Annotated in this window: 17 protein-coding genes; 14 read left to right on the top strand and 3 right to left on the bottom strand. The window is 70.6% G+C overall.

What is annotated here, in order from left to right:
• Positions 1-74: 74 nt before the first annotated feature.
• A complete protein-coding gene (locus QA861_RS12690; RefSeq protein ID WP_334588433.1) occupies positions 75-815 on the bottom strand; it encodes an N-acetylmuramoyl-L-alanine amidase in 741 nt (246 codons plus the stop codon).
• A gap of 60 nt (positions 816-875) precedes the next feature.
• Between QA861_RS12690 and mnmA the strand changes: the two genes are divergently transcribed.
• Complete coding sequence (gene mnmA, locus QA861_RS12685; protein WP_334588432.1) at positions 876-2,000, top strand: tRNA 2-thiouridine(34) synthase MnmA; 1,125 nt, start codon at positions 876-878, stop codon at positions 1,998-2,000.
• Between the two features lie 269 nt (positions 2,001-2,269).
• On the opposite strand, the gene QA861_RS12680 is transcribed toward mnmA, so the two are convergent.
• Positions 2,270-2,593 (bottom strand): DUF427 domain-containing protein, encoded by a 324-nt coding sequence (locus QA861_RS12680; RefSeq protein ID WP_334588431.1) that lies wholly within the window; start codon positions 2,591-2,593, stop codon positions 2,270-2,272.
• Positions 2,594-2,679: 86 nt separating this feature from the next.
• Here QA861_RS12680 and QA861_RS12675 point away from each other — a divergent pair, with 86 nt between their 5' ends.
• The 8 genes from QA861_RS12675 (at position 2,680) to gatB (ending at position 13,152) form a co-directional block, all read left to right on the top strand.
• Entirely contained in the window at positions 2,680-3,378 is a 699-nt protein-coding gene (locus QA861_RS12675; RefSeq protein ID WP_334588430.1) for an SDR family oxidoreductase, read from the top strand.
• Between the two features lie 223 nt (positions 3,379-3,601).
• The gene (locus tag QA861_RS12670; protein ID WP_334588429.1) at positions 3,602-4,603 is read left to right on the top strand and encodes a methionine synthase; all 1,002 of its coding nucleotides are present in this window, start codon (positions 3,602-3,604) and stop codon (positions 4,601-4,603) included.
• A 15-nt stretch (positions 4,604-4,618) separates the two neighbouring features.
• On the top strand, positions 4,619-6,814 hold the full coding sequence (gene ligA, locus QA861_RS12665) for an NAD-dependent DNA ligase LigA (RefSeq protein ID WP_334588428.1): 2,196 nt from the start codon (positions 4,619-4,621) through the stop codon (positions 6,812-6,814).
• A 219-nt stretch (positions 6,815-7,033) separates the two neighbouring features.
• On the top strand, positions 7,034-9,388 hold the full coding sequence (locus tag QA861_RS12660; protein ID WP_334588427.1) for a putative bifunctional diguanylate cyclase/phosphodiesterase: 2,355 nt from the start codon (positions 7,034-7,036) through the stop codon (positions 9,386-9,388).
• A gap of 180 nt (positions 9,389-9,568) precedes the next feature.
• Entirely contained in the window at positions 9,569-9,865 is a 297-nt protein-coding gene (gene gatC, locus QA861_RS12655; RefSeq protein WP_003966094.1) for an Asp-tRNA(Asn)/Glu-tRNA(Gln) amidotransferase subunit GatC, read from the top strand.
• Between the two features lie 5 nt (positions 9,866-9,870).
• Positions 9,871-11,376 carry an Asp-tRNA(Asn)/Glu-tRNA(Gln) amidotransferase subunit GatA gene (gene gatA, locus QA861_RS12650; RefSeq protein WP_334588426.1) on the top strand — a complete coding sequence of 502 codons (1,506 nt, stop codon included), beginning with the start codon at positions 9,871-9,873 and terminating at the stop codon, positions 11,374-11,376.
• Positions 11,373-11,615 (top strand): hypothetical protein, encoded by a 243-nt coding sequence (locus QA861_RS12645; protein ID WP_006378318.1) that lies wholly within the window; start codon positions 11,373-11,375, stop codon positions 11,613-11,615. Before gatA ends, QA861_RS12645 begins: the two co-directional genes overlap by 4 nt.
• A 16-nt stretch (positions 11,616-11,631) precedes the next feature.
• On the top strand, positions 11,632-13,152 hold the full coding sequence (gene gatB / locus QA861_RS12640) for an Asp-tRNA(Asn)/Glu-tRNA(Gln) amidotransferase subunit GatB (RefSeq protein WP_334588425.1): 1,521 nt from the start codon (positions 11,632-11,634) through the stop codon (positions 13,150-13,152).
• Positions 13,153-13,230: 78 nt separating this feature from the next.
• Here the strand turns inward: gatB and QA861_RS12635 are convergent, their stop codons facing one another.
• Positions 13,231-14,043, bottom strand: coding sequence for an SAM-dependent methyltransferase (locus tag QA861_RS12635; protein WP_334588424.1), 813 nt, complete (start codon positions 14,041-14,043; stop codon positions 13,231-13,233).
• Between the two features lie 193 nt (positions 14,044-14,236).
• Between QA861_RS12635 and QA861_RS12630 the strand changes: the two genes are divergently transcribed.
• The 5 genes from QA861_RS12630 to QA861_RS12610 all read left to right on the top strand — a co-directional run bounded on the left by QA861_RS12630 (position 14,237) and on the right by QA861_RS12610 (position 18,631).
• Positions 14,237-14,530, top strand: coding sequence for a hypothetical protein (locus QA861_RS12630; protein ID WP_334588423.1), 294 nt, complete (start codon positions 14,237-14,239; stop codon positions 14,528-14,530).
• A 209-nt stretch (positions 14,531-14,739) separates the two neighbouring features.
• Positions 14,740-17,025, top strand: a complete 2,286-nt coding sequence (locus QA861_RS12625) for an MMPL family transporter (RefSeq protein WP_334588422.1) — start codon at positions 14,740-14,742, stop codon at positions 17,023-17,025.
• Positions 17,003-17,578, top strand: coding sequence for a GNAT family N-acetyltransferase (locus QA861_RS12620; RefSeq protein WP_334588421.1), 576 nt, complete (start codon positions 17,003-17,005; stop codon positions 17,576-17,578). Before QA861_RS12625 ends, QA861_RS12620 begins: the two co-directional genes overlap by 23 nt.
• A 35-nt stretch (positions 17,579-17,613) precedes the next feature.
• Positions 17,614-18,231, top strand: coding sequence for a hypothetical protein (locus QA861_RS12615; protein WP_334588420.1), 618 nt, complete (start codon positions 17,614-17,616; stop codon positions 18,229-18,231).
• 214 nt (positions 18,232-18,445) lie between these two features.
• Positions 18,446-18,631 carry a hypothetical protein gene (locus QA861_RS12610; protein WP_334588419.1) on the top strand — a complete coding sequence of 62 codons (186 nt, stop codon included), beginning with the start codon at positions 18,446-18,448 and terminating at the stop codon, positions 18,629-18,631.
• The last annotated feature ends 137 nt before the right edge of the window (positions 18,632-18,768 follow it).

Raw genomic sequence — 18,768 nt, 5'->3', positions numbered from 1 at the left:
CGGCGGGCACACCCGAATTGCTCACGATATTGCGCAATGTGACTTGCGTCACATGAAGTCTGCGGAGGAGGGGTTCAGGGAGTGGTGGCCGCGGCCGCCTCCTCCACCAGTCGCAGATACTTCTTCCAGTCCCACCCCGGCCCCGGATCGGTGTGGTCCGTGCCCGGTACCTCCACATGCCCGATGATGTGCTCCCGGTCGACGGGTATGCCGTACCGCGCGCAGACCCTGGCCGTCAGCCGTGCCGAGGCGGCGTACATCGCGTCCGTGAAGTCCTCCGGCTTCTCCACGAAGCCGGCGTGCTCGATGCCGACGCTCCGCTCGTTGAACTCCCGGTTGCCCGCGTGGAACGCCACGTCCAGCTCGCGGATCATCTGCGTGATCCGCCCGTCCTCACGGACGACGTAGTGCGCCGCCGCTCCGTGTCCCGGGTCCTGGAAGACCTTCACCGCGCTGGCGAAGCTGCCCTGCGTGACATGGATGATCACCCGGTCCACGTCGTAGTCGTCGGGCCGGTCCGCCGTCCGGAAGTTCGCCGAGGAGGCCGCCACCCAGCGCGCCCCCGCGTAGTCGACCTCGCCCTCCTTGCGCGGCTTCGACACCCCGGGCACCCGCCACCACAGATGCCTCAGCTCGTCCCGCGCGAGCACGCCCGTGGCGACGGCGGCCACCGCCCCGCCGACGAGCAGCGCGCGCCGCCCGATCCGCCGGTCGCCGTCCCCCGGGGCACGCGCGTGGCCCTCGCTCCGCGACTGCCGGGGGACGTCCTGCGAGAGACCGCGGCCGGTGTCCTGCCGGGCCTGTGTTTCCTCCATGTCAGCGTGAACGGATACTCGCGCGCCCCGGTTCCCGGGGCCCCGTACCCTTGAGGGGTTATGACTCACACCTCGCAGCAGCCCCTCCGCGTACTGGCCGCCATGTCCGGCGGCGTGGACTCCGCCGTAGCCGCCGCCCGCGCGGCGGAAGCCGGCCACGACGTGACAGGCGTCCACCTCGCCCTGTCCGCGAACCCGCAGTCCTTCCGCACGGGTGCGCGTGGCTGTTGCACCATCGAGGACTCCCGCGACGCCCGCCGCGCGGCCGACGTCATCGGCATCCCCTTCTACGTCTGGGACCTCGCCGAGCGCTTCCGCGAGGACGTGGTGGACGACTTCGTCGCCGAGTACGAGGCGGGGCGCACCCCCAACCCGTGTCTGCGCTGCAACGAGAAGATCAAGTTCGCCGCGCTCCTCGACAAGGCCCTCGCGCTCGGCTTCGACGCGGTCTGCACGGGCCACTACGCGCAGGTGATCCTGCACGAGGACGGCACCCGCGAGCTGCACCGCGCCTCCGACATGGCCAAGGACCAGTCGTACGTCCTCGGCGTGCTCGACGACCGGCAGCTCGCCCACGCGATGTTCCCCCTCGGCGACACCCTCACCACGAAGGACGAGATCCGCGCGGAGGCCGAGCGGCGCGGCCTCGCGGTCGCCAAGAAGCCCGACTCGCACGACATCTGCTTCATCGCCGACGGCGACACCCAGGGCTTCCTGGCCGACCGACTGGGCCGCGCCGAGGGTGACATCGTCGACGAGTCCGGCGCGAAGATCGGCTCGCACGAGGGTGCGTACGGCTTCACCATCGGCCAGCGCAAGGGCCTGCGCATCGGCACCCCGGCGGCCGACGGCAAGCCGCGCTACGTCCTCGACATCTCCCCGGTGAACAACACGGTGACGGTCGGTCCGGCCGCCGCCCTCGACGTCGACGCACTCACCGCGATCAGGCCCCGCTGGTGCGGAGCGGCCCCCACCGGCCCCGGCACCTACACCGCCCAGCTGCGCGCCCACGGCGGCGAGACCGAGGTGAGTGCCGAACTGGTCGACGGCACCCTGGAGGTCACGTTCACCGAGCCCGTACGCGGGGTGGCGCCGGGCCAGGCGATCGTCCTGTACGACGGCACGCGCGTCGTCGGCTCGGCGACGATCGCCACGACGAACCGGGCCGCGGCGGCCGTGAGCTGAGCAGCTCGGGGAACGTCGACTCGAAGCCGTCGGCACGGAGTTGGCCGGCGCGGTCACCCGGTGGTGTCGTCCGCGGACGGCCGAACAGGGCGTGCGGCGGGACGCGCCCGAGTGCCTCCGTGACGTCCGTTTCCGCACGCCCCCGCCGGGCCGCCTGCCGGCGATCAAGGGCTGGGACGAGGTACTGGCCATCACCCCTGGCACCAGAACTGGACCAGCGCGTGCGGTTCGTGACGGAACCCGTGGAGTAGGACCTGGACCTGGGAGGCCTACAGGGTCTCCACCTCGTAGAAGCAGAGGTGGTCCTTTATCCGGGCCACCTCCGCCTTCGGCTCGGGGTACGCCCAGACGAGGTCGGCGGCGTCCGGGAGGGACCAGTAGGACGCCGTGCCCTTGAAGGGGCAGTACGTGTGGGTCTCGGAAGGCGTCAGCAGATCGAGGCGGACGTCCTCGGCGGGGAAGTAGTAGCGCGGGGGACAGCCGGTCTCGCGCAGTACGAGGGCCCGCCCGCTCTCGGCGAGCACCTGGTCGCCGTGGACGACCCGTACGCGGTCGTCGGTCTGCTCGATGGTGATCGTGTGTCCTTCAGCCATACCTGGAAAGCGTTCGGGCGGCCGGGGTTGTTCCCGCCGGGAGCGAGTGGGGAGCGGGGACCGGTGCGGGCTCCGGTGATGCGAGCATGGCGGGTATGGCTACTCATGTGATCACCGGGGCGGGTTCGGGTATCGGTGCGGCGGTCGCGCGGCGGCTGCACGCGCGCGGGGACGACATCGTGCTGCACGCGCGTGACGCGGGGCGGGCGAAGGAACTGGCGGCGGAGTTTCCCGGCGCGAGGACCCTGGTGGGTGACCTGGCCGACCCGGATCGCCTCTCCTGGGCGTTCTCCCACCAGTCGCTGCCGGACCGGGTGGACTCCCTGATGCACATCGCGGGCGTGGTCGATCTCGGCCCGGTCGGCGACCTGACCCCCAAGGCCTGGCGCCACCAGCTCAACGTCAACCTGCTCGCCCCCGCCGAACTGACCCGTCACCTGCTGCCCCAACTCCGCGTCTCCCAGGGCCAGGTGATCTTCGTCAACTCCGGCGCGGGCCTGAGCGCGGGTGCCAACTGGTCGGCGTACGCGGCGTCCAAGCACGGCCTCAAGGCCCTCGCGGACTCGTTGCGCCAGGAGGAACACGGGGCCGGGGTGCGGGTGACGACGGTGTACCCGGGGCGGACGGCGAGCCCGATGCAGGCGAAGGTGCACCAGCAGGAGGGCAAGGAGTACGACCCGTCGAAGTGGATCGACCCCGAGTCGGTGGCGACGACGATCCTGCTGGCCCTGGACCTCCCGCGGGACGCGGAGATCAACGACGTGACGGTACGCCCGGGCCGGTGACGCCGGGTCTGTTCTCGCCCCCGCCGCCCCTACCCGTCCCATCCTCGGGGGCGCTGCCCCCGAACCCCCGCTCCCCAAACGCCGGAGGGGCTGAATTTCAGCCTGTCCGGCGTTTGAGGACGAGGCCCCTTCAGGGCCGAAGCGGGGGTCTGGGGGCGCAGTCCCCAGGGACAGGATGGGACGGGTAGGGGCGGCGGGGGCGAGGAAACATAGGCTTCCCCACGTGAACGCGAACCCCACCTTCGGCCCTGCCACCGGCATCGGCTCTCTCCCCGGCGGTGACGCCCGGGAAGCCGTCAAGGCGGCCACCGGATCCTTCGAGGACTTCCCCTTCCTGCCCGAACTGCCCGCCCGCGGCCCCGGCGCCGACATGATCGGCCGTACCGCCGGACTGCTCGTCGAGATGTACGCGCGCGTGGAGCCCAGCGGCTGGCGCCTCGGTGACCGCCCGGGCCGGGACACCAAGCGGGCCCGTTCCTGGCTCGGTGAGGATCTCGACGCACTGGAGGAGTTCACCCAGGGGTACGAGGGGCAGGTGAAGGTGCAGGTCGTGGGACCCTGGACACTGGCCGCCGCCCTCGAACTCAGGAACGGCGAGCTCGCCCTCTCCGACCCCGGCGCCTGCCGCGACCTCGCCGGTTCCCTCGCCGAGGGCATCCGCCTCCACCTCGACGAACTGCGCCGTCGTATCCCTGGTGCCGAACTCGTCCTGCAACTCGACGAGCCGTCCCTCATCCCGGTGCTGCGCGGCCATGTGAGGACCGCCAGCGGCTACCGCGCCCACCGCGCCGCCGACCGCCAGGTCGTCGAGGGGACCCTCCGGGACGTCATCGGCGTGCGCGGCGAGGGGCCCGTCATCGTCCACTCCTGTGCGCCGGACGTCCCGTTCGGCCTGCTCCACCGGGCCGGCGCCGCCGCCGTCTCCTTCGACTTCTCGCTCCTCACCGAGCGTGATGACGACGCGATCGGCGAGGCGGTGGAAGGCGGTCTGCGGCTGTTCGCCGGTGTCGTGCCGGGCACGGACGGCCCATTGTCAGACCCTGCCGGTAGCGTCGGTGGTGTCAGAACGCTGTGGCGCAGGTTGGGGCTGCATCCGGGACTTCTCGCGGAGGCGGTCACCGTCACTCCGTCATGCGGACTCGCGGGCGCTTCCCCGCGGTACGCATGGGCGGCGCTCGCCCACTGCGTCGAGGCGGCGAGATCACTCGCGGACAACCCAGAGTAACGGGAGGACAACACGGTGGCCGGCGAACAGCACGCACAGACCTCATCGGTGCCCGCCGAGGCGCGCGACAGGCACGCCCAGATCGCCGAGCGAGTCGAGGAGCACCGCTTCCGGTACTACGTGAACGACGCTCCCGTCGTCAGCGACGCGGACTTCGACAAGCTGCTGCGTTCCCTGGAGGCGCTGGAGGAGGAGTATCCGGAGCTGCGCACGCCCGACTCCCCGACCCAGAAGGTCTCGGGGGCGTACGAGACGGAGTTCACCTCCGTGCGGCACCGCTCGCGCATGCTCTCCCTCGACAACGCCTTCGACGACCTGGAACTCGCGGCGTGGGCGGAGCGCGTCCACAAGGACGTCGGCGCCTCCGAGCACCACTTCCTGTGCGAGCTGAAGGTCGACGGCCTCGCCGTCAACCTGACGTACGAGCGCGGGCGGCTCACCCGCGCGGCGACCCGCGGCGACGGCCGCACCGGCGAGGACATCACGCCCAACGTGCGGACGATCGCCGAGATCCCGGACCGGCTGACCGGCGACCGCGTCCCGGACCTGGTGGAGATCCGCGGCGAGGTCTACTTCCCGATGGAGAAGTTCGAGGAGCTGAACGCCCGGCTGGTGGAGGGCGGCGACAAGCCGTTCGCCAACCCGCGCAACGCGGCGGCCGGTTCGCTCCGCCAGAAGGACCCGCGCGTCACCGCGACGCGCCCCCTGCACATGGTGGTCCACGGCATCGGCGCCCTGGAGGGCTACGACCCGCTCACCCGTCTCTCCGAGGCGTACAAACTGCTGCACGAGTGGGGCCTGCCGACCACGCGGTACGCGAAGGAGGTCGACGACCTCGACGGCGTACGGGAGTTCATCGCGTACTACGGCGTAAACCGGCACTCCGTCGAGCACGAGATCGACGGGGTCGTCGTCAAGCTCGACGAGATCCCGCTGCAGGGCCGCCTCGGCTCGACCTCCCGCGCCCCGCGCTGGGCGATCGCGTGGAAGTACGCGCCCGAGGAGGTCAACACCAAGCTCATCAACATCCGCGTGGGCGTGGGGCGTACGGGCAGGGTCACCCCGTACGCGCAGGTCGAGCCGGTGACGGTGGCCGGCTCGGAGGTCGAGTTCGCCACCCTGCACAACCAGGACGTCGTCAAGGCCAAGGGCGTGCTCATCGGCGACACCGTGGTGCTGCGCAAGGCCGGTGACGTCATCCCGGAGATCCTCGGCCCGGTCGCCGACCTGCGCGACGGCACGGAGAAGCCCTTCGAGATGCCGGCGAAGTGTCCTGAGTGCCAGACACCGCTGAAGCCCATGAAGGAGGCCGACGTCGACCTCCGCTGCCCCAACGGGCAGAGCTGTCCGGCCCAGTTGAGGGAGCGGCTGTTCTATCTCGGCGGGCGCAAGTGCCTGGACATCGAGAACTTCGGCTATGTGGCCGCCGCCGCGCTCACCAAGCCGCTGGAGCCCTCCGAGCCGCCGCTCGTCGACGAGGGCGACCTCTTCGACCTCACCATCGAGCGGCTGCTGCCCATCAAGGCGTACGTCCTCGACCAGGACAGCGGGCTGCCCAAGCGGGACCCGAAGACCGGCGAGGAGAAGATCGCCACGGTCTTCGCCAACCAGGAGGGCGAGCCCCGGAAGAACGCGGTGTCGATGCTCGCCAACATCGCCGCCGCCAAGGACCGGCCGCTCGCCCGGGTCATCACCGGTCTGTCGATCCGGCACGTCGGCCCGGTCGCCGCCGAGGCGCTGGCCCGCGAATTCCGCTCGATCGAGCGCATCGAGCAGGCCTCCGAGGAGGAGCTGGCCACCACGGACGGGGTCGGCCCGATCATCGCGGCCTCGCTCAAGGAGTGGTTCGCGGTCGACTGGCACCAGGAGATCCTGCGCAAGTGGCGGGCCGCCGGAGTGCGGATGGAGGAGGAGAACTCCGGTGAGGACGAGGGGCCGCGCCCGCTCGAAGGGCTCACCGTGGTCGTGACCGGCACCCTTGAACACCACACGCGGGACGGCGCGAAGGAGGCGCTGCAGAGCCGTGGAGCAAAAGTGACCGGTTCTGTTTCGAAGAAGACGTCATTCGTGGTTGTGGGTGACAATCCTGGTTCGAAGTTCGACAAGGCGATGCAGTTGAAGGTGCCTGTTCTGAATGAGGACGGCTTTGCCGTACTGCTCGAACAGGGGCCCGAGGCAGCGGCCGAAGCGGCGCTCCCGAACGAGGAGTAGGGGTTGAAGACCACCCGATCGGCGCATACCAGATGCATACGGGTGCCCGTGTCGCATTCGGGCAACCGTCGACGACCGCTGCCCGTGGAAGCCTTCCGCGGCCTACTGTTGACGTATGCGCCTGCCGTGCCCGGATGCGGTTTCGGACGCGGTGCCGTTGACGGTTGACGGACATCGGACCGCGTGGCGTGGGCACTGCCGGCTGTGAGAGGGACGGGAATGGAACCGACCGATAGCGCCGCCCCTCCCTCACGGCTGCGCGGAGGCCGGATATCCGGCGCCTGGCGCTGGGGCTCCGCCCTTCTCACCGGCCGCCCCGAGCCCGGCCGGGAACCACGCCAGGCCCGCCGGACGGCACGCTTCCTGGAACGGGCGGGCGTCGGCGTACGGACGAGCGGGCCGTCGAGCAGGATCGGCGGCACGGGCGGCACGGGCATCGGCACCGGACAGCGCATCGTCGCCGACAGCAGGGTGTCGACCCCCCTGACGGCCCATCTCACCGCCGAGGAACGCGTCGCCCACCTGCATGCCCACGACCCCGCACGGCAGCTGTCCTGGCCCGCACTGCCCGCGGCGGTCGTCGCGGCGGCCGGGATCGTCCTCGGCGCCGGCTTCTACCGCGGCTTCACCGGCCACAGCGCGCTCTTCCCTTCCGGCGCCGCCGGCTGGGCCCTCGCCGTCCTCACCGGGGTCATCGTCGGCCACCTCGTCGCCCTCGGCCGCGCCCGCTGGTGGGGCGGCACCGGCTCCGGCGCCGCCCTCACCCTCGCTGTACTCCTGCTGTACGGCTGGGTGCCGGCCGGCATGGTCAGCCTCACCGTCGTCGTCCTGGTCGGTGCCGCCCGGCGCCATCGCTGGCGCCAGGGCCTCCTGCACGGCGCGGTGGACATCCTCGGCATCGGCGCCGGCGCGCTGGTGCTCGCCGCGTTCGGCCGGGTCCCGTCCGTCGAGACACCGTGGAACCCGCAGACCTGGAGCGTCTACACGGCGCCCGAGGTGATGCTGATCGCGGTCACCTACCTCGCGCTCACCCGCACGCTGCTCTGGTATCTGCACACCCCGCGCGGCGGCCTGCCCACCGCCGCCCGCTCCGCCCTGGTCAGACAGGGTCTGGTCGCGGTCGCATTGCTCGCCATCGCGCCGCTGATCTGCGTCGTCGCCGTCGCCCTGCCGATCCTGCTGCCGCTGTTCGCCATCCCCCTCATCGCCCTCGACTCCACCCTGTGGATAGCCAGGGCGCGCGCCGAGGAGCAGTTGCGCGACCCGTTGACCGGGCTGCCCAACAGACAGTGGCTTCTGGAGCGGACCTGGACGGCCCTCGACGATGCCGAACGCATCGACGCGCGGGCCGCGTTGATGCTCATAGACCTCGACCGCTTCCGGTCCGTCAACGACACGCTGGGACACCTCGCCGGTGACCGTCTCCTTCTCCAGATAGCCGACCGGCTGCGCCTCGCACTGCCGCGCGGAGCGGAGGCAGCACGGCTCGGCGGTGACGAGTTCGCCGTCTTACTGCCGGTCGTCGACTCCACGACGTCGGCCACCCGCGTCGCCCGCAACCTGGTCACCGTGCTGGGCTCCCCGCTCGACCTCGACGGACTCACCCTCGTCCTGGAGGCCAGCGCCGGTCTCGCCGTCTTCCCCGACCACGCGCTCGACGCGGAGGGGCTGCTGCGGCGCGCTGACGTCGCGATGTACCAGGCGAAACGGGACCGCACGGGCGTCGAGGTGTACGAGATCAAGCGGGACTCGAACACCCCGGACCGGCTCGGTCTGCTCGGCGACCTGCGGCGCGCGCTCGACGCGCACGAGGTCGAGCTGCACTACCAGCCCAAGGTGCGCTTCGACGGGCAGGTCGCCGGCCTGGAGGCGCTGGTGCGGTGGGTGCACCCGGAGCGCGGGAAGGTACCGCCGGACGAGTTCATAGCGATCGCCGAGTCGTCGGGGCTGATGCCCCACCTCACGGAGTACGTGCTGGAGACGGCGCTCGAACAGGTCGCCAAGTGGCGCTCCCAGGGGCTGTTCGTCCCGGTCGCCGTCAACGTGTCCCCGCGCGACGTCCACACCCCCGGCTTCGCCGGCTCCGTCGCCGCGCGGCTGGCCCGGCACGGGGTCCCGCCGGGGGCGCTCCAGCTGGAGATAACCGAACACGTGCTCCTGGAGGACCCGCAGAAGGCGGCGGACACGCTGGCCGCGCTGACCGCCCACGGCGTGAAGATGTCGCTGGACGACTTCGGGACGGGGTACTCGTCCCTGGTGCATCTGCGGCGGCTGCCGGTGAGCGAGCTGAAGATCGACCGGTCGTTCGTCGCACGGCTGGCGGTGGACACGGAGGACTCGGAGATCGTGCGGTGCACGGTGGATCTCGCGCATTCCCTGGGACTGCTCGTGGTCGCCGAAGGTGTGGAGGACGACGAGACGTGGGAGCGGTTGCGGGACATGGGGTGTGACGCGGTGCAGGGGTGGCTCGTCGCCGCCGCGATGCCTCCGGAGGAGGCCACGGCGTGGCTGCTGGCGCGGGGGACCCGTGGGTGGCAGCGGCCGCGGGCGGCTCTGCCGGCCGCGGAATCTTAGGGAGATCTCCCACCCGCACACCGCCCGTTTACCGCCCGTTGAAAGGCCGGCGTCGCCTGTGGGGGGCTCCCGCCGTCGGTGGCCTCAGGTGTGGTGAGGCAAACCCGTGCGCCGGGTGTCTCCCTTGCCCCCTAGGATTGGGGCCAAAACCCACACCGCACTCACCCAGAGGATCGCTGCATGCCTGGCATCACGCGCGAGGAGGTCGCCCACCTCGCACGGCTGGCGCGTCTGGAGCTGAAGGGCGAAGAGCTCGACCACTTCGCAGGCCAGCTCGACGACATCATCGGCGCGGTCGCCCGCGTCAGCGAGGTCGCCGACCAAGACGTACCGCCGACCTCGCACCCGCTGCCGCTGACGAACGTCATGCGCGCGGACGAGGTCCGTCCGTCGCTCACCCCCGCGCAGGCGCTCTCCGGCGCCCCCGCCCAGGAGCAGCAGCGTTTCAAGGTGCCGCAGATCCTGGGGGAGGACTAATCACCATGACGGACATCAACGTCAACATCATCCGGCTCACCGCCGCCGAGACCGCCGCGAAGATCGCTTCCGGCGAGCTCACCGCCGTCCAGGTCACCGAGGCCCACCTGGCCCGGATCGAGGCCGTCGACGAGAAGGTGCACGCCTTCCTGCACGTCGACCGGGAGGGCGCCCTCGCCCAGGCCCGTGCCGTCGACGCCAAGCGCGAGCGCGGGGAGACGCTGGGCCCGCTGGCCGGCGTACCCCTGGCGCTCAAGGACATCTTCACCACCGAGGGGATTCCGACCACCGTCGGGTCCAAGATGCTCGAAGGGTGGATCCCGCCGTACGACGCGACGGTCACCAAGCGGCTGAAGGCCGCCGACGTCGTCATCCTCGGCAAGACCAACATGGACGAGTTCGCCATGGGGTCCAGCACCGAGAACAGCGCGTACGGGCCGACGGGCAACCCGTGGGACCTCACCCGCATCCCCGGTGGCTCCGGTGGCGGTTCCTCCGCCGCCCTCGCCTCGTTCCAGGCGCCGCTGGCCATCGGTACGGACACCGGCGGTTCCATCCGCCAGCCCGCCTCCGTCACCGGCACGGTCGGCGTCAAGCCGACGTACGGGGCCGTCTCGCGGTACGGCATGGTCGCGTTCTCGTCCTCCCTCGACCAGGGCGGCCCCTGCGCCCGTACGGTCCTGGACGCCGCGCTCCTCCACGAGGTCATCGCCGGGCACGACCCGCTCGACTCGACCTCGATCGACGCGCCGGTCCCGCCGGTCGTCGAGGCCGCCCGCAACGGCAGCGTCGAGGGCATGCGCGTCGGCGTCGTCAAGCAGTTCCGCGGCGAGGGCTACCAGGCCGGCGTCATCCAGCGCTTCGACGAGTCCGTCGCCCTGCTGGAGGAACTGGGCGCCGAGATCGTCGAGCTGGACTGTCCGTCCTTCGACCTGGCGCTGTCCGCGTACTACCTGATCGCGCCGAGCGAGTGCTCGTCCAACCTCGCCCGCTTCGACGGGCTCCGCTACGGCCTGCGCAGCGGTGACGACGGCACGCACTCCGCCGAGGAGGTCACCTCGCTGACCCGCGCGGAGGGCTTCGGCCCCGAGGTCAAGCGCCGCATCATGCTCGGCACGTACGCGCTCAGCTCCGGCTACTACGACGCGTACTACGGCAGCGCCCAGAAGGTCCGTACGCTCATCACCCGCGACTTCGAGAAGGCGTTCGAGTCGGTGGACGTGATCGTCTCCCCGACGACGCCCACCACCGCCTTCCCGATCGGCGAGCGCGCCGACGACCCGATGGCGATGTACCTCGCGGACCTCTGCACCATCCCGACCAACCTGGCCGGCAACTCGGCCATGTCCCTGCCCTGCGGTCTCGCGCCGGAGGACGGGCTGCCGGTCGGGCTCCAGATCATCGCCCCGGCGCTGAAGGACGACCGTCTTTACAAGGTCGGCGCCGCCGTCGAGGCCGCCTTCGTGGAAAAGTGGGGGCACCCGCTGCTAGAGGAGGCTCCGTCGCTGTGAGCAAGGCTCTTTCGAAGGCCAAGGGCTTCAAGAAGTCCAAGTCCGGCACGTACCTGTCCATCGCGACCACCGCGTTCGGTGCCGTCAGCGTCGCCAAGCAGGCCAAGAAGGCCCGCTCGGAGAGCGACACGCTGCGCCTCATCGACGCGGCCGTGTCCGCCGCCGCCATCGTCACCGGCCTCGCCATCCTCTACCGCGAGCTGAAGCGGCTGGGCGACGACGACGTCCTGCTGGGCTGAGAGGGAAGTTTTCACCGTGACCACCACGACCGACATCGAACTGGTGTCGTACGAGAACGCGTTGGCGTCGTACGACCCTGTCATGGGCCTCGAAGTCCATGTCGAACTCGGCACCAGGACCAAGATGTTCTGCGGCTGTTCGACCGAGCTGGGCGCCGAGCCCAACTCGCAGACCTGCCCCACCTGCCTCGGCATGCCCGGCGCGCTTCCGGTCGTCAACGCGATCGGCATCGAGTCCGCCATCAGGATCGGTCTCGCGCTGCACTGCGAGATCGCCGAGTGGTGCCGCTTCGCCCGGAAGAACTACTTCTATCCGGACATGCCGAAGAACTTCCAGACCTCCCAGTACGACGAGCCGATCGCCTTCAACGGCTACCTCGACGTCCAGCTGGAGGACGGCGAGACCTTCCGGGTGGAGATCGAACGCGCCCACATGGAGGAGGACACCGGCAAGTCGCTGCACGTCGGTGGCGCGACGGGCCGTATCCACGGCGCCTCGCACTCGCTCCTCGACTACAACCGCGCCGGCATCCCCCTCATCGAGATCGTCACCAAGCCGATCGAGGGCGCCGGTGAGCGCGCTCCCGAGGTCGCCAAGGCGTACGTCGCCGAGCTGCGCGAACTCATCAAGGCGCTCGGTGTCTCGGAAGCCCGCATGGAGCAGGGCCAGATGCGCTGCGACGTGAACCTGTCGCTGCGCCCGCACGGCCGTGAGAAGTTCGGCACCCGGAGCGAGACGAAGAACGTCAACTCGCTGCGTTCCGTGGAGCGTGCCGCCCGTTTCGAGATCCAGCGGCACGCCGCCGTACTGAACGCGGGCGGGACGATCATCCAGGAGACCCGGCACTTCCACGAGGACACCGGGTCGACGACCTCGGGCCGCGTGAAGGAGGAGGCCGAGGACTACCGGTACTTCCCCGAGCCGGACCTGGTGCCGGTGGCCCCCTCCCGCGAGTGGGTCGAGGAGATCCGCGCCGGACTGCCCGAACTGCCGCTGGCCCGCCGCAACCGGCTCCTCGCCGAGTGGGGCGTCACGGCGACCGACATGCAGTCGATGCTCAACGCCGGGGCCATCGACCTCATCGTCAGCACCATCGACGCCGGTGCCGACGCGGCCTCCGCCCGCAAGTGGTGGATGGGTGAACTCGCGCGCAGCGCCAACGAGTCGGGCACCCCGCTCGACGCACTGGCCATCACGTCCGAGCAGGTCGCCCGGGTCGCCGCGCTGGTCACCTCCGGCGACCTGAACGACAAGCTGGCCCGTCAGGTCATCGAGGGCGTCCTCGCGGGCGAGGGCTCCCCGGACGAGGTCGTCGAGAAGCGCGGTCTGAAGGTCGTCTCCGACGACGGCGCGCTCAACACGGCCGTCCAGGACGCCATCGCCGGCAACCCGGGCATCGCCGACAAGATCCGCGGCGGCAAGGTGGCCGCGGTCGGCGCCCTGGTCGGCGCGGTCATGAAGGCGACCCGTGGCCAGGCCGACGCGGCCCGCGTCAAGGAACTGATCCTTGAGCAGTTGGGCGTCAGCGAGGGCTGAGGCAAGCAGTGGCAGTGACTGAGGGGCGCATCGGAAACCCGATGCGCCCCTCAGCGCTGTACCGCTACGTCCCCGCCGTCACGTACGGCGTCCCACGACCCGTACGAAGCCCAGGGACCGGCCCTGGTCGGCGCGCATCAGCTCGACCTGGTCGCGGGCCATGCCCGCCATGAACTCCTCGGTGCTCTCCTCGGCGCAGACCTCGCTCCACAGCAGCCAGTCGCGCCAGCCGTCCGGCAGCCAGTCGGCGGCCTCCACCGTCACGGCTCCGCTGCGTGTCCACTGACGCCGCCACCAGTCGGCGGAGTGGAACGCCCAGAACTCCGGGTCCCAGAACGGCTTCAGGTGCTCCGGCGGTTCCACGCCCTCCGGCTCCTCGCTCAGCGCCGGCATGACGACACCGATCCGCCCGCCAGGCTTCAGCAGCCGGGTGAGGCTCGGCAGATACAGGTCGTTCGTGCCGAAGTACTGATACGCGTCGATGCTCACGATCGCGTCGAACGACCCGTCGCCGAAGGGCAGTCGGTGCGCCTCGGCGTACACGGGCAGTACCCGGTCGGCGACGCCCGCCTCGGCGATGCGGCGCGCGTTCTTGCCGGGCTCGATCCACAGGTCGGCGGCGGTGACCTGGACGTCGTACTCCCTGGCGAGGAAGACCGACGTCATGGCCTTGCCGCAGCCCAGGTCGAGCACCCGGGCGCCGGGCGGGAGGGTGTCGAGGCCGAGTGCGGGGGCCAGCCACTCCAGCAGCCACAGGGCGTGCGGGCCCATCTGGTTGTCGATGGTCCAGCGGGCGTCGTACCGGCCGCTGCGCGGGTAGCGGGGGTGGTTCAGCCGCTCAGCGAGCGGGTCGGGACGGTCGTTCGAGGTCCTGGATGTGATGTCGGACATGGGTGAACGGGCTCCTCGGGTTCTGTGACGAGAAAGAACGGAAGACGTCGGAGCTCGGACGGACCTTCAAACAACGCACCTGCTCGGGGAGGCGGCGCAAAGCCGGATACGGACAGTCGACAGCCGGACGCTAGCAGTGGGCATCCGGCGTCCGCATCCGAATTCTCGGCAGGGCGGGGTACGCTCCCGCGCCATGGATGAGAACGCGGGTGAGAACCCGGAGGAGCACGAGGAGGAGTACGAAGACGCGCGGCGCGCCCGCTGGACGGCGACCGGGACCGGAGCACTGCTGGCCCTCGTGGGGCTCGCGGCCTCGACGCTCCGGCTCACGGGCTCCGCGCCCGTCCTCGTACCCGGCGCCTACGCCTTCGGTGCGGCCGTCTGCGCGCTCGCGTCGGTGCTCGGGGCGCGGGGGCGCACCCGGCGGGCCCTGTGGCTGCTGATCATCGGCGTGATGGTGATGGCGCTCGGTGACCAGTTTGACTGAGGCGACAAAGCTCATGTGATTGTCCTGTGATGTGACTCGCATTCTTGTGAGTAAGGGCACTAACGGCTCAAACGATCACCGACGCCTGTAACAGTGGTTCGGCATCTCGCTTTCGTTGTTTCTTGCCTTCCCTATTTCTTTGCGGGCCGTTCTGTTCATTCACGACTGTTCCCGGTCAAAGATCCATATGCCATCCAGGGAGCACGTCTGTGGCAGTCCTCGCACGCTGGTGTGTCAGGCACCGCCTGGTCGTCGTTCTGATCTGGCTCGCCGCCTTCGCCTGTGTCACCGCCGCCGCCGCTGTCATGGGCTCGGCGTACTCGAACGACTACGAGGCCCCCGGCACCGAGTCGGGCCGCGCCACCCAGCTCCTGGAGAAAGGTTTCCCCGGGCTCGGTGGTGACACCGACACCGTCGTCTGGCGCACGGGGTCCGGCACGGTCCGCGCCGCCGACGTCGAGCAGACGATGACCCGCACCCTGGACCGCATCGCCGACCTCCCCGGCGTGGCCTCGGTCGTCAGCCCCTACGAAGGCGGCGGCAGCGGTCGGATCAGCGGCGACGGGCGTACGGCGTACGCCACCGTCACCTTCGACAGGTCCGCCGAGGACATCGGCACGGGCGAGGCCCGGCCCGTCGTCGACGCGGCCGAGGCGGCGCGGGTCGACGGGCTCCAGGTGGAGCTGGGCGGCGGCGCCATCGCGCTCACCGAGTCGTCCGGCGGCCACCTCGCCGAAACCGTCGGGGTGATCGTCGCGGCCGTCGTGCTGTTCCTCGCCTTCGGCTCGCTCGCGGCCTCCATGCTGCCCATCGCCACCGCCCTGGTGAGCGTCGGGACGGCGTACGCCGGGATCGTGCTCCTCGGGCACGCGATGACCGTCGCCGACTTCGCACCCATGCTCGGCATGCTGGTCGGGCTCGGCGTGGGCATCGACTACGCCCTGTTCATCGTCACCAGACACCGGCGCGGTCTGAAGCGCGGTCTGCCGGTCACCGAGGCCGCCGTCAACGCCGTCACGACCACGGGACGGGCCGTCGTCTTCGCGGGTGCGACCGTTTGCATCGCCCTGCTGGGGATGCTGATCCTGCGCCTCGGCTTCCTCAACGGGGTCGCCGTCGCGGCCTCCCTGACGGTGGTCCTGACCGTGGCGGCCTCCGTGACCCTGCTCCCCGCCCTGCTGTCGTTCATCGGGCCGCGCGCCCTGAGCCGGCGCGAGCGGCGCAGGCTGGCCGAGCACGGGCCCGAGCCGGAGCTGCCCACCGGGTTCGCCGCCCGCTGGTCCGCGTTCGTCGAACGCCACCCCAAGGTGCTCGGCGCCGGCGCCCTGGTCGTCATCGCACTGCTCGCCCTGCCCACCCTCTCGCTGCACCTCGGCACCTCCGACCAGGGCAACAACCCGAAGACGACGACCACACGCCAGGCCTACGACCTTCTCGCCGACGGTTTCGGCCCCGGCGTCAACGGCCCGCTCACCCTCGTCACGCCCGTCTCCGACGCCGAGGACAAGCTCGTCCTCGACAACCTCGCCGCGACTCTCCGGACCACCGAGGGCGTCGCGTCGTCCTCGCCGGTGACCTACAGCGCCGACGGCTCCACCGGGTACCTCACCGTCGTACCGGAGTCCTCCCCGCAGTCCGCGCGGACCAGTGACCTGGTGGAGCGGCTGCGCGAGAGGGTGCTCCCGCGCGCGGAGACCGGCACGTCGCTCGACCTGTACGTCGGCGGGGTCACGGCGAGCTATGACGACTTCGCGGATGTGATCATCGGCAAGCTGCCGCTGTTCGTCGGTGTCGTGATCGGCCTGGGCTGTCTGCTGCTCCTGCTCGCGTTCCGGTCGATCGGGATCCCGCTCAAGGCCGCCGTGATGAACGTCGCCGCCGTCGCCTCCGCGTTCGGGGTCGTCGTCGCGATCTTCCAGTGGGGCTGGGGGAGCGAACTCCTGGGCCTCGGCAGCGCCGGCCCGATCGAGCCGTTCCTCCCGGTCATCATGGTCTCGGTCCTCTTCGGGCTCTCCATGGACTACCAGGTCTTCCTGGTCAGCCGGATGTACGAGGAGTGGCTGGAGACCGGCGACAACCGGCGGGCCGTCCGGGTCGGCCTCGCCGAGACCAGCCGTGTGATCAACTCCGCGGCGGTCATCATGATCTCCGTCTTCCTCGCGTTCGTGCTGAGCGGCGACCGGGTGATCGCCATGTTCGGCATCGCCCTGGCCGCCGCCGTCGCCCTCGACGCCTTCGTCCTGCGTACGCTCCTGGTGCCCGCGCTGATGCATCTGCTCGGCGGCGCCAACTGGTGGCTGCCACGCTGGCTGGACAGACGGCTGCCGCGCATCAGCATCGAGCCCCCTGAGTGCCGCGCCGCCGCCGCGCAAATGCCGGGCGTGGGGGAGGGCGCCCGTGCGAGCATTCCGGACGTACTCGACGTGGACGTCATGAACGTGATGGACGCACTGGTGAAGGAGCGACCGCAGGATGTACGCGATATCCCTGGGTGACGACGGCGCGGAACTGAGACCCCTGGAGCCCTGGCACGCCGAGGAGTTCCTCGCGCACCTCGACCGGGGGCGGGACTTCATCACCCGGCACATTCCCTTCGGCATGAAGTCCACGGACCTCGACTCCGCGCGGGAACAGCTCCAGCGGTACGCCGACCAGCGCGCCGCCGACACCGGGTCGCTGCACGGGATCTGGCTGGACGGCCGGCTCGTCGGCGGGGTGCTGTTCCTCAACTTCAGCGCGGAGCACGGCAACTGCGAGGTCGGCTGCTGGCTGGAACCGGCCGGCACCGGACGCGGACTGATCACGCGCGCGATGCGTGTCCTCATCGACTGGGCGATCGACGTACGCGGCATGCACCGGGTGGAGTGGCACGCGTCCTCCGTCAACGAAGCGAGCATCAACGTGGCGCGACGGCTGGGCATGAGCCGTGAGGCCCTGCTGCGGGAGAACTACCCGCACCGGGGTGTCCGCGCGGACACCGAGATCTGGTCGGTACTCGCGCCCGAGTGGCGTGCCGCACGCGCGCGTGCCGTTCACAAGGATCATTAAGGAACTTCTCAGACGACGTCCGTACGGTGCGGGGCATGGGAACCAAGACAGCAGACGAGACCGGCGCCGAGACCGGTACCGAGGCGAAGAGCGACGACGTGAAGAGCGGTGACGAGACGGTGGACATCACCAAGGAGGAGCAGCCCACCGAGGCCGCGGCCGACACCGAGGTCGAGGTCCTGGGTGACGCCGACGAGTACGAGGGCGACGACCTGGACGATCTGGACGAGGCGGAGATCGCCGCCGAGCGGGCGGAGTCCTCCGGAGTGGGCCAGGGCGCTGCCGCCGTCGTGTCCGCCGTCCTCGGCTTCGTCTCGCTCACCGGCAGCTGGCTGGGCACGGTGGCCGCCGCGCGCGGGGAGCTCAACGGCCAGCTGAAGCTGCAGGCCGCGACGTCGCCGAGCCTCGCCGCCACGCTCAAGGTCTACGGCGACTCCTGGCAGACCACCGCGCTGTGGGGCGGCATCTTCGCCCTCGCCGCGCTGCTCGTCGGTGTCGCCGCCCTCGCCCGGCCCGCGTTCGGCGTCCCGGGCAAGCCGCAGGCCGTCTGGATCAGGTCGGTCTCCTGGGCGGGCGTCGCCCTCGGCGTCCTCGGACTGCTCCTCGCGGTACTGAAGTACACCGACGTACTGCTGGGCGTGCCCTCCGTCTGACCCGGAGGTGGAATCACCGCAGCTCATGAGGGGCCTTAGGCCGGTCATAAGTACCTTACGGTCCGTCCGGGGCCCCTCAGCTGTTTCTAAGGCCCCCACCCCCTCCGAAGATGCGGAACTCTCCCGATGTGGCGCACCCCCCTGGGAGACGAAGGTTGAGACATCGCAGAGAGCGAAGAACAACCGATCTCGCCAGAGACCTGAGGGGCATCACATGTTCGAGTACGAAATCCAGCAGACCCGTTCCGCCCAACTGCGCCGCGAGGCCTCGGACGAGCGTCTCGCCCGGGAAGCGATCCGCGCCGTCCGCGCCGCCCGCCGCGAGGCAGCCGGCCGTGCCGCCGAGGGCGAGGTGCATCCCGACGACACCCGCCGCCACTGGTTCACCCGCGCCGCGTGAAGACCGGGGGACGGGCGGACGGCTCTCCCACGGTGTCACGCCTCCCCGCGCACGCCGCGGCCGTCCGCCCCACGACCCGCAACGGGCCGGTCGCCGTCTCGGTGACCGGCCCGTCCAGCACCTCAGCCGTCGCTCCG

Origin of the sequence: Streptomyces sp. B21-083, assembly GCF_036898825.1 — a bacterium.
Lineage (GTDB): Bacteria > Actinomycetota > Actinomycetes > Streptomycetales > Streptomycetaceae > Streptomyces.
Note: the sequence above shows the minus strand (reverse complement) of the source record. Positions and strands in the feature narration are given on the sequence as shown.